Genomic DNA, 15,196 nt, shown 5'->3' with positions numbered 1-15,196 from the left:
CATGGCGAGCGAGCCGCAAGGCGGACTGACCGGCTACATCACGCACCATCTGACCCATCACGTGCTGGTGCTGGGCGATGGCGGCAACCCGTTCATGCGCATCAACCTCGACACGCTGGTCGTGTCGTTCCTGCTCGGCGCGCTGTTCTGCCTGTGGTTCTGGGTCAAGGCGCGCCGCGCCACCTCCGGCGTGCCCTCCAAGGGCCAGGCCTTCGTCGAGCTGATCGTCGAGTTCGTCGACACCCAGGTGAAGGACACCTTCCACGGCGACCGCCGCACGGTGACGCCGCTGGCGCTGTCGATCTTCATGTGGGTCGCCTTCATGAACGCGATGGACCTGCTGCCGCTGGACGCGCCGGGCTGGACGGTGAAGGCCGCCGCCGGCGAGGAAGCGGCGCACCACACCTTCTTCCGCTGGGTGCCCACCGCCGACCTCAACACCACGCTGGCGATCGCCGTGGCGGTGCTGCTGATCGTGTTCGGCCACGCCATCAAGGCCAAGGGCGCCGGCGGCTTCGGCAAGGAGCTGCTCACCGCGCCGTTCCACGCGCACGGCGTGGGCGCCAAGATCGCGCTGGCGCCGGCCAACCTGCTGCTCAACCTGATCGAGTACTTCTCCAAGCCGGTGTCGCTGTCGATGCGACTGTTCGGCAACATGTACGGCGGCGAGCTGGTGTTCATGCTGATCGCCGGCCTGTTCGCCAGCTGGCTGAGCTTCGTGCCGGGCGTGGTCTTCAACACCGCCTGGGCGATCTTCCACATCCTGATCATCCTGCTGCAGGCCTTCATCTTCATGATGCTCACCATCGTGTACATCGCCACGGCGCACGAGCATCACTGACGTTTCGCTTCACCCCGGTACCGCCGATTCGCTTCAACCAAACCTTTAAAGAGATCCACAGGAGAGCACCATGGAACTTTACGCACACGTGCAGGGCCTGACCGCCATTGCCATCGGCATCATCATCGGCCTGGGCGCGCTGGGCGCCTGCCTGGGTATCGCCATCATGGGCTCGAAGTTCCTCGAGTCGGCCGCCCGCCAGCCGGAGCTGGTGCCGCTGCTGCAGGGCCGCATGTTCCTGCTGGCCGGCCTGATCGACGCCTCGTTCATCATCGGCCTGGCCGTCGCGCTGCTGTTCGCGTTCTCGAACCCGCTGTCGGGCGCGCTGCTCAACCTCGCGCACTAAAGCGAATCATCGCCGCGGCGGCCTCGGAGGCCGCCGCGGCGATCGGCGGTTCCACGGGTTATTCGGAGTCAATGGAAAGATCATGAACGTCAACATGACCTTCCTCGGCCAGCTGGTGTCGTTCGCCATCCTGGTCTGGTTCACCACCAAGTTCATCTGGCCGCAGCTCAACCACGCCATCGAGGAGCGCCAGAAGAAGGTCGCCGACGGCCTGGCCGCCGCCGAGAAGGCGCGCGCCGAGCTGAAGGACGCCGACGCCCGCGCGGCCGTCGAGATCCGCCAGGCGCGCCAGCAGGCGGCCGAGATCATCGAGAAGGCCCAGGCGCAGGCCAACCAGATCGTCGACAAGGCGCGCACCGATGCGCTCGCCGAGGCCAACCGCCTGAAGGCTGCCGCCGCCGAGGAGATCGCCAGCATGCAGCAGAAGGCCCGCGAGGAGCTGCGCGGCTGGGTCGGCCGGCTGGCCGTGCAGGGCGCCGCGAAGATCGTCCAGCGCGAGATCGACGTCTCGGCCCACAAGGCCATGCTCGACCAGCTCGCGGCCGAGATGTAAGCCATGGCGCAGGCAATCACCCTCGCCCGCCCGTACGCCCGCGCCGCCTTCGAGGCCGCGCACGCGGCCGGCGCGCTGGCCGACTGGTCGACGTCGCTGGCCTTCGCCGCCGAGGTGGCGAAGGAGCCGCGCGTGGCCGCGCTCGCCGGCGACCCGCGCGTGACGCCCGAGCAGCTGGTGGCGCTGCACCTGCCGCCGGGCGCGGCCGCCGACGGCGCGTTCGCGCGCTTCCTCGGCGAGCTGGCCGCGCACCGCCGGCTGGCGCTGCTGCCGGAGGTGGCCGCGCTGTACGAGACCTACAAGCGCGAGTCGGAGTCGCAGCTGCTGGTGAAGGTGACCAGCGCGATGGCGCTCGACGCCGCGCAGGCCGAGCAGCTGAAGGCCTCGCTCAAGCGCCGCTTCAAGCGCGAGATCCAGCTGGAGACGGCGGTCGACCCGGCGCTGCTCGGCGGCGTGGTGATCGACACCGGCAGCGAAGTGATCGACGGCTCCGCACGCGGCCGCCTGGAGCGGCTCGCCAGCACGCTAACGCATTGACGGCGGATAGAGAGTGGGAGAAGTGAGAAACGAGCGGAAGCAGCAACCGCCAAGCCGCCGCTCTTGTCTCGCCACTCGCTCCTCTTGACTCGTTTCTAGATTTTCAAGGGATAACGACCATGTCCAGCACCACCCTGAACCCGTCCGAGATCAGCGAACTGATCAAGCAGCGCATCGAGCAGTTCAAGCTCGGCGCCGAGGCCCGCAACGAGGGCACGATCATCAGCGTGTCCGACGGCATCGTGCGCATCCATGGCCTGGCCGACGTGATGCAGGGCGAGATGATCGAGCTGCCCGGCAACGCCTACGCGCTGGCGCTGAACCTGGAGCGCGACTCGGTCGGCGCGGTGGTGCTGGGCGAGTACCAGCACCTGCGCGAGGGCGACACCGCCAAGACCACCGGCCGCATCCTCGAGGTGCCGACCGGTCCCGAGCTGCTCGGCCGCGTGGTCGACGCGCTGGGCAACCCGATCGACGGCAAGGGCCCGATCGCCGCCAAGACCAGCTCGCCGATCGAGAAGGTCGCGCCGGGCGTGATCTGGCGCAAGTCGGTCGACCAGCCGGTGCAGACCGGCTACAAGTCGGTCGACTCGATGATCCCGATCGGCCGCGGCCAGCGCGAGCTGATCATCGGCGACCGCCAGACCGGCAAGACCGCGCTGGCGATCGACGCGATCATCAACCAGAAGGACTCGGGCATCTTCTGCATTTACGTGGCGATCGGCCAGAAGCGCTCGTCGATCGCCAACGTGGTGCGCAAGCTCGAGGAGCACGGCGCGCTGGCCAACACCATCGTGGTGGTCGCCTCGGCCTCCGAGTCGGCCGCGCTGCAGTACATCGCGCCGTACGCCGGCTGCGCCATGGGCGAGTACTTCCGCGACCGCGGCCAGGACGCGCTGATCATCTACGACGACCTGTCCAAGCAGGCCGTGGCCTACCGCCAGATCTCGCTGCTGCTCAAGCGCCCGCCGGGCCGCGAGGCGTACCCGGGCGACGTGTTCTACCTGCACTCGCGCCTGCTCGAGCGCGCCGCGCGCGTGTCCGAGGAGTACGTCGAGCGCTTCACCAACGGCGAGGTCAAGGGCAAGACCGGCTCGCTCACCGCGCTGCCGATCATCGAGACCCAGGCCGGCGACGTGTCCGCGTTCGTGCCGACCAACGTGATCTCGATCACCGACGGCCAGATCTTCCTCGAGACCGACCTGTTCAACGCCGGCATCCGCCCGGCGGTGAACGCCGGCATCTCGGTGTCGCGCGTGGGCGGCGCGGCGCAGACCAAGATCGTCAAGAAGCTCTCCGGCGGCGTGAAGCTGGCGCTGGCGCAGTACCGCGAGCTGGCCGCGTTCGCGCAGTTCGCCTCCGACCTCGACCCGGCCACCCGCGCCCAGCTGGACCGCGGCCAGCGCGTGACCGAGCTGATGAAGCAGGCGCAGTACGCGCCGCTGTCGATCGCCGAGCTGGCGCTGTCGGTGTACGCGGCCGAGAAGGGCTACCTGGACGACCTGCCGGTGAACAAGGTGCTGGCCTTCGAGAAGGGCATGCACGCCTTCTTCCACCAGAACCACGGCGAGCTGATGAAGAAGATCGTCGCCACCGGCGACTGGAACGCCGACATCGAGGCGACCTTCAAGGCCGGCCTGGACGAGTTCAAGAAGACCGGCAGTTGGTGAGCCAACGCGGGAACAGGGAACGGGGAACAGGGAAGGTGTGGACGGCGACAAGTCCGTCCTTGATCTCCACGTTCTCCATTCCCTGCTCCCCGTTCCCCAAGCGAGCATAGCGAGCGATATAGATGGCAGGCGGACGCGAAATCAAAACCAAGATCAAGAGCACGCAGAACATGCGCAAGGTGACGCGCGCGCTCGAAATGGTCTCGGCTTCCAAGATCCGCAAGGCGCAGGACCTGATGAAGGCCTCGCGCCCGTACGCGCGCGCCATGCGCAAGGTGATCGCGCACGTGGCCCAGGCCAGCACCGACTTCAGCCATCCGTTCCTGGTCGAGCGCGGGGACGTGGCGCGCGTGGCCTACGTGGTGGTCACCACCGACCGCGGCCTGTGCGGCGGCCTCAACTCCAACCTGTTCCGCCGCCTGCTGCCGGCGATCCGCGAGTGGCAGGGCAAGGGCGTCGAGGTCGACGTGGTGGCGGTCGGCCAGAAGGCCGTGCAGTTCTTCCGCCGCATCAAGGGCGTCAACCTGGTCGGCAGCGTCACCCACCTGGGCGAGCGACCGAAGCTGGAGCAGCTGGTCGGCGTGATCAAGGTGGTGCTGGACGCCTACGCCGCCGGCAAGCTGGACCGCGTGTTCCTGGCCTACAACGACTTCGTCAACACCATGACGCAGAAGCCGAGCGTGCACGCGCTGCTGCCGCTGCCGGTGGTCGCGGCCGAGATGGTCGCCGCCGAGGGCGAGCGCGCGCCGACGCCGAGCTACCCGGTGCACGGCCTCAAGCTCGAGCAGAAGCACGACTGGGACTACATCTACGAGCCCGACGCCGCCACCGTGCTGGAGCACGTGCTCGGCCGCTACATCGAGTCGGTGGTGTACCAGGCGGTGCTGGAGAACCTCGCCAGCGAGCACGCCGCGCGCATGGTGGCGATGAAGGCCGCCTCGGACAACGCCAACAAGGTGATCGGCGAGCTGACGCTGATCTACAACAAGGCGCGCCAGGCGGCGATCACCCAGGAAATCTCGGAGATCGTGGGCGGCGCCGCGGCGGTATGAGTGCGCTCGTCCGCGGGCGCGAAAGTCGAGAAGCGGCGATCCATGGCCGCGAGTGTTTCTAGAGTCAAGAAGCAGCCATCCATGGTTGCGCTTTGCAAATAGAGCGACGCCCAGGCGGCGCTTGTATCGAACCTGAAAGATCCATCCGGAGCAAACCCATGAGCCAGGGCAAAGTGGTACAGATCATCGGCGCGGTCATCGACGTGGAGTTCCCGCGCGACCAGGTGCCGCAGGTGTATGACGCGCTGAAGATCGACGGCACCGACATCACGCTGGAAGTGCAGCAGGTGCTCGGCGACGGCATCGTGCGCACCATCGCGCTGGGCTCCACCGACGGCCTGAAGCGCGGCCTGGTCGCGCGCAACACCGGCGAGGGCATCAAGGTGCCGGTCGGCAAGGCCACCCTGGGCCGCATCATGGACGTGCTGGGCAACCCCATCGACGAGGCCGGCCCGATCGGCGAGCAGGAGCGCTGGGTGATCCACCGCGAGGCGCCGAGCTACGACGACCAGGCCGCCGCGACCGACCTGCTGGAGACCGGCATCAAGGTGATCGACCTGATCTGCCCGTTCGCCAAGGGCGGCAAGGTCGGCCTGTTCGGCGGCGCCGGCGTGGGCAAGACCGTGAACATGATGGAGCTCATCAACAACATCGCCAAGGCGCACTCGGGCCTGTCCGTGTTCGCCGGCGTGGGCGAGCGCACCCGCGAGGGCAACGACTTCTACCACGAGATGAAGGACTCCAACGTCCTCGACAAGGTGGCGATGGTGTACGGCCAGATGAACGAGCCGCCGGGCAACCGCCTGCGCGTGGCGCTGACCGGCCTGACCATGGCCGAGTACTTCCGCGACGAGAAGGACGAGCACGGCAAGGGCCGCGACGTGCTGCTGTTCATCGACAACATCTACCGCTACACCCTGGCCGGCACCGAGGTGTCCGCGCTGCTCGGCCGCATGCCCTCCGCGGTGGGCTACCAGCCGACCCTGGCCGAGGAGATGGGCGTGCTGCAGGAGCGCATCACCTCGACCAAGACCGGCTCGATCACCTCGATCCAGGCCGTGTACGTGCCGGCGGACGACCTCACCGACCCGTCGCCGGCCACCACCTTCGCGCACCTGGACGCGACCGTGGTGCTCTCGCGCAACATCGCCGCGCTCGGCATCTACCCGGCGGTGGACCCGCTGGACTCGACCAGCCGCCAGCTCGACCCGAACGTGATCGGCGCCGAGCACTACGACGTGGCCCGCCGCGTGCAGGGCACGCTGCAGCGCTACAAGGAGCTCAAGGACATCATCGCGATCCTCGGCATGGACGAGCTGTCGGAAGAGGACAAGCTGGCCGTGTCGCGCGCGCGCAAGATCGAGCGCTTCTTCTCGCAGCCGTTCCACGTGGCCGAGGTGTTCACCGGCTCGCCGGGCAAGTACGTGCCGCTGAAGGAGACCATCCGCGGCTTCAAGATGATCGTCGACGGCGACGTCGACTACATCCCGGAGCAGGCGTTCTACATGGTCGGCGGCATCGACGAGGTGCTGAAGAAGGCCGAGGAGATGGGCGCCAAGAAGGCGGCCTGATGTAGAGGCGGGAGCGGGAAGCCGGGACGGGGGACGCGCAGTGCGCCGTGAGCCCGCTCTCCACCACCCGTTTCCCGTACCCCGTTCCCGTCGAGCAAAGCGAGACCACCCATGAGCACCATCCGCGTCGAAGTCGTCAGCGCCGAGGCCGAGATCTTCTCCGGCGAGGCGACGCTGGTCGTCGCCACCGGCGAGATCGGCGAGCTGGGCATCACCCCGCGCCACGCGCCGCTGATCACGCGCCTGAAGCCGGGCAAGGTCGTGGTGACCCAGCCCAACGGCGAGAAGATCGACATCGCGGTGGGCGGCGGCGGCATCCTGGAGGTGCAGCCGCAGGTGGTCACCGTGCTGGCCGACACCGCGATCCGCTCCGAGGACATCGACGAGCAGGCCGCGCTGCGCGCCAAGCAGGAAGCCGAGCAGGCGCTGGCCAACCGCACCGACGCGATGGAAGTCGCCGAGGCGCAGGCCAAGCTGGCCGAGGCGATCACCCAGCTGCAGGCGCTGGAGCGGCTGCGCAAGACGCTCAAGCACTGAGCCGACCGCCTGCCGCATCCTCCGGAAACGCCGGCCCCGTGCCGGCGTTTTCGCATCCGCGCGGCAGGGATCGAAGCTCCGTGCCAGCGCATGCGGCGTCGCGCTGCTCGCGCTTGCCTCGGTTGCCGGGATTGAATCCCTCTCCCCTCGGGAGAGGGTGCCGGCAGGCGGGTGAGGGTTCGGGCGGAGCGAGTGATCGAGGCTTGCCGATGAGGTGGGCTGCCGCGCTCCGGCCGTACCCTCACCCCCCGATCCCTCTCCCGGAGGGAGAGGGGGAGCAAGGCCAGCGCGTGGAGCTGGCCGCACCGCATCGCGGATGCTTACACCCCCGTCATCATCCGCTAGTCGGTATCCATCCGCGCTAGTCGGCGAGGTGCGCAGACTGCGCACGCATGCCAGTCCGGCTTGCCCGAACTTCCTCATCAAGGGCAGGGAGCTGGCGCTGGTTGCCTCTGCCTGCGTTGGATGTGGCCAAGGGCCGCTCTCGTGACGGGGCGGAACCCCCGCAATTGTGTCGCGAGTATCGCGAGTCCCCAGATGTTGATCCCATTGCCGATAGTTGGGGAGCTTGTTCGCAGTGCTAGCCACCGCGCAAGAAGGCAGATGCCGGACTTGCAGCATTTGGGCGTTCGGCATGCGCTTCGAATCAAGTAACGATAGGAGGCCTGCTGGCCTCGATGGGGCTCGGCGACCTGCTTAGCTATGTCCGGCCATACGCTGAAGCGACGTCCCCGGGAACGCGTACACGCAAAATTCACATGGCCTCGACCAGTTTCATAAGGGCGTGATTTCAGCATCCTGAAGACTGCGGCGCGTATGGGGGCGCATTGTGCAGCGCGCCGCATCGGTCTTGTGAACCGATGCTTGCCAGCAGTGCGTCTGTTGCGCTACGTTTCTGGAGGCATCGCCTTATGGATGAGGGGGCCAGGTTGTTTTCGTATTACGTCAACCTCGCTTTTCGTAGCTTCAGGCGCAGCCCTGGGCTGACAGCGCTGATGGTGCTTGCCATCAGCTTCGGCGTTGCCGCAACCATGACCACCTTCGCGGTCTTCCGTGCAGTTTCGGGAGACCCGATTCCCTGGAAGTCGTCACGCCTGTTCGTGCCGCAGGTCGATACTTGGGGGCCTGCTGCACGCGGCAGTAGCGGCGAGCCGCCCAATGCCCTCGATTACGGCACCGCGAGTGCTTTGCTGCGAGACCATCGTGGCACGCTCCAGTCGGCGATATACAAGCTCTCGCCTGCGGTACAGGCATCGCAAACGGGCAGCCATCCCATCAACGTCGATGGTCACGCGGTCGGCGCCGAATTCTTTCCGATGCTCGACGTGCCATTCCGCTACGGTAGCGGCTGGAGCCGCCAGGACGACGAGGCGCGTGCGAACGTTGCGGTCATCAGCGAGCGTCTGAACCGCCGCCTGTTCGGGGGCGAGAACAGCGTGGGCAGGACGCTGGCCATCGAAGGTAGAAGCTATCGCATCGTCGGAGTGTTGCGACATTGGGATCCGCAACCGCGGTTCTTCGACGTGGTCAACACCGGAGGGTTCTCCGCCGCCGGCGAGGATCTGCTTCTGCCGTTCAACACGGCCATCGCTGCTGGCATCGCTACCACCGGCAATACGGCCTGCAACAAGAACCCGGACGAAGCGGGCATCGCTGGCCTGGTGCATTCGGGCTGTGCCTGGATCGCCTATCTGGTGCAGCTGGACAGTCGTGATGCCGCCAACGCGTATCGGCGTTATCTGGACGGTTATGCACGACAGCTCAAGGACAGCGGCGCTGTGCAGTGGGAGCCCAACAACCGCCTGCGCGACCTGCCAGCATGGCTCGATCATCTGCACGTGGTGCCACCGGACACTGGCGTGTCGCTGCTCGTCGCGCTGGGCCTGCTGGTCGTATGCCTGGTCAATACCTCGGGCCTGCTGCTCGCTAAGTTCCTTCGGCGTAGCGGTGAGATCGGCATGCGACGTGCTGTCGGCGCGTCTCGTACGGCGATCTACGCACAGTTCCTTATCGAGTCTGGCATGGTGGGATTGGCCGGGGGTTGTCTCGGACTGGGCCTTACCGCGATCGGCGTGATGTGCGTGCACTGGCTGCTACCAGCGGACATCGCCTCGCTTGCCCGCATCGATGCGGTGCTGCTGGCGCTGACGATCTGCCTGGCGCTGCTGTCAACGCTGCTGGCGGGGGCCTACCCGACGCTGCGGGCCACGCGGGTGCAGCCCTCGCTCCAGCTGAAGGCCTTTTGAGGGCGGCGACATGACCGTACACCCCATGATCTCCGCGCTGCGCAAGCATAAGGCCGGCGTCGCCCTGATTGTGCTGCAGGTCGCCCTGACATTGGCCATCGTGTGCAACGCGATCTTCATCATCGGCACGCGTATCGAGCGTATCGCGCGGCCGACGGGACTGGACGAGGCGGACCTGTTCTTGATCACCCAGCAATGGGTTGGCCTGGGCGCATCCGCCGACAACATGGAGCGGCTGGACGCCATGCAACGCGAAGACCTGGCGACGTTGCGCGGCCTGCCGGAGGTCGCGTCCGCTACGCCGATCAGTTCGCTGCCGCTACTCGATTCCGCGGCGTGGAACGGCGCCGTCGATCTCAGGCCAGTCCAGTCCAATGCCAGCGCCAAGGCCAATTTCTATTTCGCGGACGAGGCCGCATTGCCGACGCTGGGCCTGCGCCTGCTGGCCGGTCGAAACTTCGAAGCAGGCGACGTGCAGCACAAGCCCTTCGGCGATGTCGGCGCGCCGGCGATCGTCATCGTGAGCAAGGATCTCGCCGACCGCTTGTTTCCCGACGGCGATGCGGTGGGCAAGAGCGTCTACCTCGACGGTAACGCTGCGCCCAGCCGGATCGTGGGTATCACATCACGCCTTCAGACACCGGGCATCAACGACTACGGTGCCTACTACTCGGTGCTGGTGCCTAGCCGTTTCAACTCGACCTTCTCGCGCTACGCAGTCAGGGCAAAGCCCGGCCAGCGGGATGCCGCGATGCGGGCTGTTTCGGCCGCACTGTACCGAGTCAACGGCCAGCGCGTAATAGCGGACGACGGCATCCGGAGCTACACCGACATCAGGCAGCAAGCTTACCGTGCGGACATCGGCATGGCGTTGCTGATGTGCGGCGTGTCGTTGATCCTGCTCTGCGTGACCGCGGCGGGCATTTTCGGCTTGACCAGCTTCTGGGTGGACCAGCGTCGGCGGCAGATCGGCGTGCGCCGTGCGCTGGGAGCGCGGCGCCGTGACGTCCTGAGTTACTTCCAGCTGGAGAACCTGCTCATCGTCGGTACCGGCGCGATGGCGGGCGTGGCATTGGCGATCGCGCTCAATCTGCTGCTGATTTCGCGCTACGAGATGGCGCGGCTGCCGGTGGTCCACGTGTTGCTGGGCGTGCTGCTGATGGTTTGCCTGAGCCAGCTGTCGACATTCATTCCGGCGCGCCGGGCGGTCAAGGTGGAGCCGGCGAGCGCGATCCGTTCGATGTAAAGCGACGCATCGCGACGCGGGGGCGGCGCGGGTGTCAGCGGCGAACAGGTGGGGAAAGGGGATGCAAGGGCCGGCAAGGTTGGGCCGATCTGAGATTTCGGAAAGATCTGAGTGCGACGGCTCTCCCGAGCGGTCCGCATGCGCTACCGATCTCGTTCAAGGACATGGGAGGTTATCGTGGGCACGAGCAGCGATGTTCTGTCGAAGTCACCGCTGGACCGCATCCCTATCGTCGTCGTTACCGGCCAGGACGCGCGCGGGCCGACTCGGTTCAAACCCTCACGCTTCAACGTCCAGGCGACCACGGCGGAAGGCTGGCTGCTGCTATGGAACACGTACAGCGGCTCAATGAACGCGTTCCGGCCGTCCCAGCACGATGCCGTTCGCGCCCTGATCAGCCAGCAGACAGAGGCCGACGATAGCCTGCGTATCGCACGCTATCTCAACGACCGAGGCTTCCTTGTGCCGGTGCAGACAGACGAACTGCGTCGAGTGCGCTATGCCTTCGGGCGGGAGAACTACCGCAGCGACCGACTCGAACTGATTCTGCTCGCCTCGGAAGACTGCAACTTCCGCTGCACCTACTGCTACGAGGATTTCCGTCGCGGCACGATGCTGCCGTCCGTGCGCGAAGGCATCAAGAACCTGGTGCGCAGCCGGATCGGCTCATTGAAGGAGCTGAGCGTGTCGTGGTTCGGTGGTGAACCGTTGTATGGCATGGAAGCGATCGATGACCTCGGCCCATTCTTCGCCGAGATCGCCGTTGAGGCCGGATTGCGCTACGGCACGCACATGACAACCAACGGCTACCTCCTCACCGAAGAAGTGGCCGATCGCCTGCTGGCCTACAAGATCAATGATTTCCAGATCACACTGGACGGCCTGCCGGACGACCACGATCGACACCGTGCGGCGCGCGACGGCGGCAAGACCTTCGCCACGATCCTTCGGAACCTGTGTGCCCTCGCGGCGCGACCCGATCATTTCTCCGTGGTCATCCGGGTGAACTTCGATCGCGGGAACGCCCCTGGCCTGGAAGCTTTCCTGGCGCTGCTGCAGCAGAACTTCGCCCACGACGAGCGATTCGTGCTGGCTTTCCACGCCGTCGGGCAATGGGGAGGCGGCAATGATGCCAATCTCGACGTATGCGGCACGGACGAATCCCACGCGGTGCGCAGCAAGTTGAAGGCGGCAGCGCGTTCGCTGGGCCTCAACGTCACCGGCGGCTGGCAGCCCGGGCTGGGTGCTGGCGAGGAAGTCTGCTACGCGGCGCGCCCCTATAACTTCATCGTGGGCGCGCACGGCGATCTGATGAAGTGCACGATCGACCTGGACAAGAAAGACCACAACCTAGTCGGCAAGCTGCGCCAGGACGGCGTGCTGGAACTCGACGTGGACAAAATGGCGCTGTGGACCGAGCCAGCTTTCGAGCGCGATACCGGCTGCCAGGGCTGCCACATGCTGGCAGCCTGCCAGGGCGTCCACTGCCCGAAGATCCGCATCGATTCCGGCGAGCGGCCCTGTCCCGGCATTCGCCGCACGGCCAAGCAGGAAATGGTCGCCTACTTCGCCTCGACCCAGGCCGGTGCGGCCGCCGCCGGCAAAAGTGCCGTCGCGGACGAGGCGACAGCCGAGGAGGAGGTGTCATGACGGCCGTCGAGGCTGCCATCGATGCGACGCCGGCCGCCCCACTTTCGCCGGCTCTGCGCGTACTGGAGCAGCTGTTGTCGTCGGACGATGCGGAGCCTGCCGAGGTGCACGAGCGCCTTTGCGCCTTGAGCGATGACGAGCTGATGCACTACGGACTACGCGCCTACCGCATGAACCTGATGGCCCTGTTCGGTGGGCGCTGGAGCATGGAAGCCATCGCACGGGCGGCCCGCCAGGCTGCGATCAGCAAGATGTGGCTGGGCTGGGAGTACCATCACCACTACCTGCCGCGCCTGACGCCGGAAGCGCCGCCGGCGCATCTTCGGCGCCTCCCGCTGGATACGATCCGCTCCCTGCTGGCCGAGGGCCGGGGACTGGTCGTCGCCACCTTCCATCTCGGCCACATGCGCCACCTCCCCTCGGACATCGCGCATGCTGGCATTCCGGTGCTAGTGCCGCTGGCACGCGATGCCTACGGCAACTACGAGTCGGCACGGCTGGCCAATCCAGGCGCAGCGTTCTGGCAAACGTTCCGCCACGTCTGCGTGGAAGAGAACGGCGGCACGCTCGCCCTGGCACGCGCGCTCGCCAAGGGCTCCTGCGTATTTTCGAGCATCGATGGCAATACCGGCATGGACGGTCCCCGCGGTGGGGACCGGCGTTCGCTCGTCAACATGCTCGACACCCAAGTCCGGGTGAAGAATGGCGTGATCGCGATGGCCGCGCGCTTCGGCGCGCCGATCCTGCCGATCATCGCGGCGACGACGGATGGTGAACGCACCTGCCATGTGCTGCCGGCGATCGATCCGTGCGCGCCATTGGCGGGCGAGGCATCGGAGCGGTTCGTCGAAACCACGGTGCGCGCGTTGTATGCATGGTTCGGCGAAAGCCTGCTGGATTTCGCCAGCGAATGGTGCGGCGGCGACCTGTTCCACCAATGGCGAGTCCCGCGCGCCGTGCGGGAGAAGAGCCTGGAAGAAGTCGAGGCGCAACTGCTCGGCGAACTCATGGAAGGTGCGCGGATCCAGCTCGACACCACCCGCGCGATGCCGCTCCCGGGCGATGGCAATCGACTCTTTGTCGACGTGCACACGATGAAGTGCTATCGCCTCCCCGAGCGGGAGGCGGACCTGACCGGGCTGCTGCTCGATCCACGTCGTGGCGTTGGCCTGGACTGGCTCGACGGCCTCGAAGAGGAGCGTAGGGCCAGCGTGTGGCGATTTCTCTGTCTCATGGCTTCGCGTGAAATCCTGGCCGTACGGCACGAACGCGCGTCCGCCGCGGCCTGAGCTCGGGAATGCAAGGATTGCCACCTTTGGATGTACGGGGGTGGCGGTGTTGCAAGAAGGACGTACATCACCGGCGCGACCGGATGATCCGGTCGCATACGTTGGACCATACAAAGAGGATGCTTTTCATGGCCAATAACACCGAGACCCAGAACGAATCGCTGCTGATCGACGAGTTCGAGATCATCGAACTGGAGGACCGCCTCGAGCTCGCCAACCGCTGCAATGGCCGCTGCGACGGGCAGACCAAGCCGCCGGCAGCCGCGTAACCGGCCTTTCGCCGAACCGAAAGGTCCGCGCCATTGGATGGCGCGGACCTTTCCCCGATCGCTCCGTCCTCCAGCACGGACCATGCCATGAGTCCAGATCCCTTGCCGATCGTCAACCCGCTGCTTGAAGTGTCGGATTTCGACTCCGACGCCGGCAGGCCGATGAAGCTGTGCAAGCTTCCCCGTGGCGACGGCCAGGGCGAGGTGCGCTTCGCAGTACCGGCCGAATATCTTGAGCTCGCGCGTGCCTTCGACGGCAGCCGCGATGTCGATGCCGCCGTCCAGGCCTATATCGACGGGCACGCGCCGGCCAGGGAGAAAGCGTGGCTCACGCGCCTGGTGCTCGAATCTCTGATGCCGAAGGGCATCATCATCGGCGGCGACCAGGACCCTGGAAGCGTGGGTGCCAGCAGCCAGTCCACCAAGGCCTTCCTGCATATCAAACTGCCGCTGATCAAGGCCTCGGTGGTGGAGCCGGTCGCGCGGACGCTGTCCTTCATGTTCCGTCCGACCGCGATGCTGCTGGGTCTGTCCCTGTTCATTGCCACGCATGTCTACGTCTACGGCGTGCTGTTCCGCCACCAGCATTTCGATTTCAGCCAGCTGGACATTGCCAGCGTGCTGCTGATGATGCTGTTCTCGACGCTGGCGACGACCTGCCACGAATTCGGCCATGCCACCGCCGCGGCCCATTTCGGCTGCCGCAACATGACCATAGGCTGGGGCATGTACCTCATCTATACGGTGCAATGGACCAACGTGTCCGATGCGTGGAAGCTGCCTCGGTGGCAGCGGGCGGTGATCGATATCGGCGGCGTCTATTTCGAATCGCTGTTCCTGGTCGTGCTACTCGCCGCGCACCTGTGGACCGGGAATCCGGTGTACCTGTTCGGCTTCATCTTCGTCGACCTTTCCATCGCGACCACGTTCAACCCGTTCCTGCGCATGGACGGCTACTGGCTGGTCAGCGACCTGTTCGGCATCGTCAACCTGCGCAAGCAGCAGGAGATCTGGTGGCAGGACTTGATGGCGCGCCTGCTGCTGCGGGATGGCCATGCGCCGCGCAGCACGCTGAGCCGCCGCGCCAAATGGGTGCTGGGGCTGTATACCGTGCTCGGCACGCTGTTCATCGGCTACGTCATGTTGACCATGTTCCGGGTGGTGGTGCTGAGCGTGATTGCCAACCTGCCCGCGTTCGTCGGCGAGACCTGGCGGCAGCTGGCCTCCGGGGCGACCCTGCTGGCCGTGCTGCACGCCCTGATGGAGTTCACATGGCGGGTCCTGGTGATCGTTGGCGCGGGACTTACCTTCTGGAACATCGGCAAGGGGCTCTTCGCCCTGTTCGGGCGCGTGCGCACCGTCGCGGCCGCTGCCGCAGGAAGGGCATGA

Annotated in this window: 14 protein-coding genes; all 14 read left to right on the top strand. The window is 66.2% G+C overall.

The window, feature by feature from the left end; translation table 11 throughout:
* The first annotated feature begins 1 nt into the window (after window position 1).
* The gene (atpB, locus tag C7456_RS02685) at window positions 2-841 is read left to right on the top strand and encodes a F0F1 ATP synthase subunit A (protein WP_109722224.1); all 840 of its coding nucleotides are present in this window, start codon (window positions 2-4) and stop codon (window positions 839-841) included.
* 70 nt (window positions 842-911) lie between these two features.
* Window positions 912-1,187, top strand: coding sequence for a F0F1 ATP synthase subunit C (gene atpE / locus C7456_RS02680; protein ID WP_109722223.1), 276 nt, complete (start codon window positions 912-914; stop codon window positions 1,185-1,187).
* 82 nt (window positions 1,188-1,269) lie between these two features.
* The gene (locus tag C7456_RS02675; protein WP_109722222.1) at window positions 1,270-1,740 is read left to right on the top strand and encodes a F0F1 ATP synthase subunit B; all 471 of its coding nucleotides are present in this window, start codon (window positions 1,270-1,272) and stop codon (window positions 1,738-1,740) included.
* 3 nt (window positions 1,741-1,743) lie between these two features.
* Window positions 1,744-2,277, top strand: coding sequence for a F0F1 ATP synthase subunit delta (locus tag C7456_RS02670; protein ID WP_109722221.1), 534 nt, complete (start codon window positions 1,744-1,746; stop codon window positions 2,275-2,277).
* Between the two features lie 119 nt (window positions 2,278-2,396).
* Window positions 2,397-3,947, top strand: coding sequence for a F0F1 ATP synthase subunit alpha (gene atpA, locus C7456_RS02665; protein WP_109722220.1), 1,551 nt, complete (start codon window positions 2,397-2,399; stop codon window positions 3,945-3,947).
* Between the two features lie 122 nt (window positions 3,948-4,069).
* Complete coding sequence (gene atpG, locus C7456_RS02660) at window positions 4,070-4,999, top strand: F0F1 ATP synthase subunit gamma (RefSeq protein ID WP_109722219.1); 930 nt, start codon at window positions 4,070-4,072, stop codon at window positions 4,997-4,999.
* Window positions 5,000-5,157: 158 nt separating this feature from the next.
* Window positions 5,158-6,570: a F0F1 ATP synthase subunit beta gene (gene atpD / locus C7456_RS02655; RefSeq protein ID WP_109722218.1), complete on the top strand. Its 1,413-nt coding sequence runs from the start codon at window positions 5,158-5,160 to the stop codon at window positions 6,568-6,570.
* Between the two features lie 111 nt (window positions 6,571-6,681).
* Window positions 6,682-7,107, top strand: coding sequence for a F0F1 ATP synthase subunit epsilon (locus C7456_RS02650; protein ID WP_109722217.1), 426 nt, complete (start codon window positions 6,682-6,684; stop codon window positions 7,105-7,107).
* Between the two features lie 929 nt (window positions 7,108-8,036).
* Complete coding sequence (locus tag C7456_RS02645; protein ID WP_109722454.1) at window positions 8,037-9,353, top strand: ABC transporter permease; 1,317 nt, start codon at window positions 8,037-8,039, stop codon at window positions 9,351-9,353.
* 25 nt (window positions 9,354-9,378) lie between these two features.
* The gene (locus C7456_RS02640) at window positions 9,379-10,599 is read left to right on the top strand and encodes an ABC transporter permease (protein WP_342767290.1); all 1,221 of its coding nucleotides are present in this window, start codon (window positions 9,379-9,381) and stop codon (window positions 10,597-10,599) included.
* A 177-nt stretch (window positions 10,600-10,776) separates the two neighbouring features.
* Complete coding sequence (locus tag C7456_RS02635) at window positions 10,777-12,249, top strand: radical SAM protein (RefSeq protein ID WP_211306210.1); 1,473 nt, start codon at window positions 10,777-10,779, stop codon at window positions 12,247-12,249.
* Complete coding sequence (locus tag C7456_RS02630; RefSeq protein WP_109722214.1) at window positions 12,246-13,538, top strand: lysophospholipid acyltransferase family protein; 1,293 nt, start codon at window positions 12,246-12,248, stop codon at window positions 13,536-13,538. Before C7456_RS02635 ends, C7456_RS02630 begins: the two co-directional genes overlap by 4 nt.
* A 128-nt stretch (window positions 13,539-13,666) precedes the next feature.
* Window positions 13,667-13,807, top strand: a complete 141-nt coding sequence (locus C7456_RS17135; RefSeq protein WP_170120158.1) for a hypothetical protein — start codon at window positions 13,667-13,669, stop codon at window positions 13,805-13,807.
* Between the two features lie 102 nt (window positions 13,808-13,909).
* The gene (locus C7456_RS02625; RefSeq protein WP_109722213.1) at window positions 13,910-15,196 is read left to right on the top strand and encodes a hypothetical protein; all 1,287 of its coding nucleotides are present in this window, start codon (window positions 13,910-13,912) and stop codon (window positions 15,194-15,196) included.

It is taken from the genome of Fulvimonas soli, assembly GCF_003148905.1.
GTDB lineage: Bacteria > Pseudomonadota > Gammaproteobacteria > Xanthomonadales > Rhodanobacteraceae > Fulvimonas > Fulvimonas soli.
The sequence above is the reverse complement of the archived record's forward strand: the minus strand, read 5'-3'. Positions and strand labels throughout refer to the sequence as shown.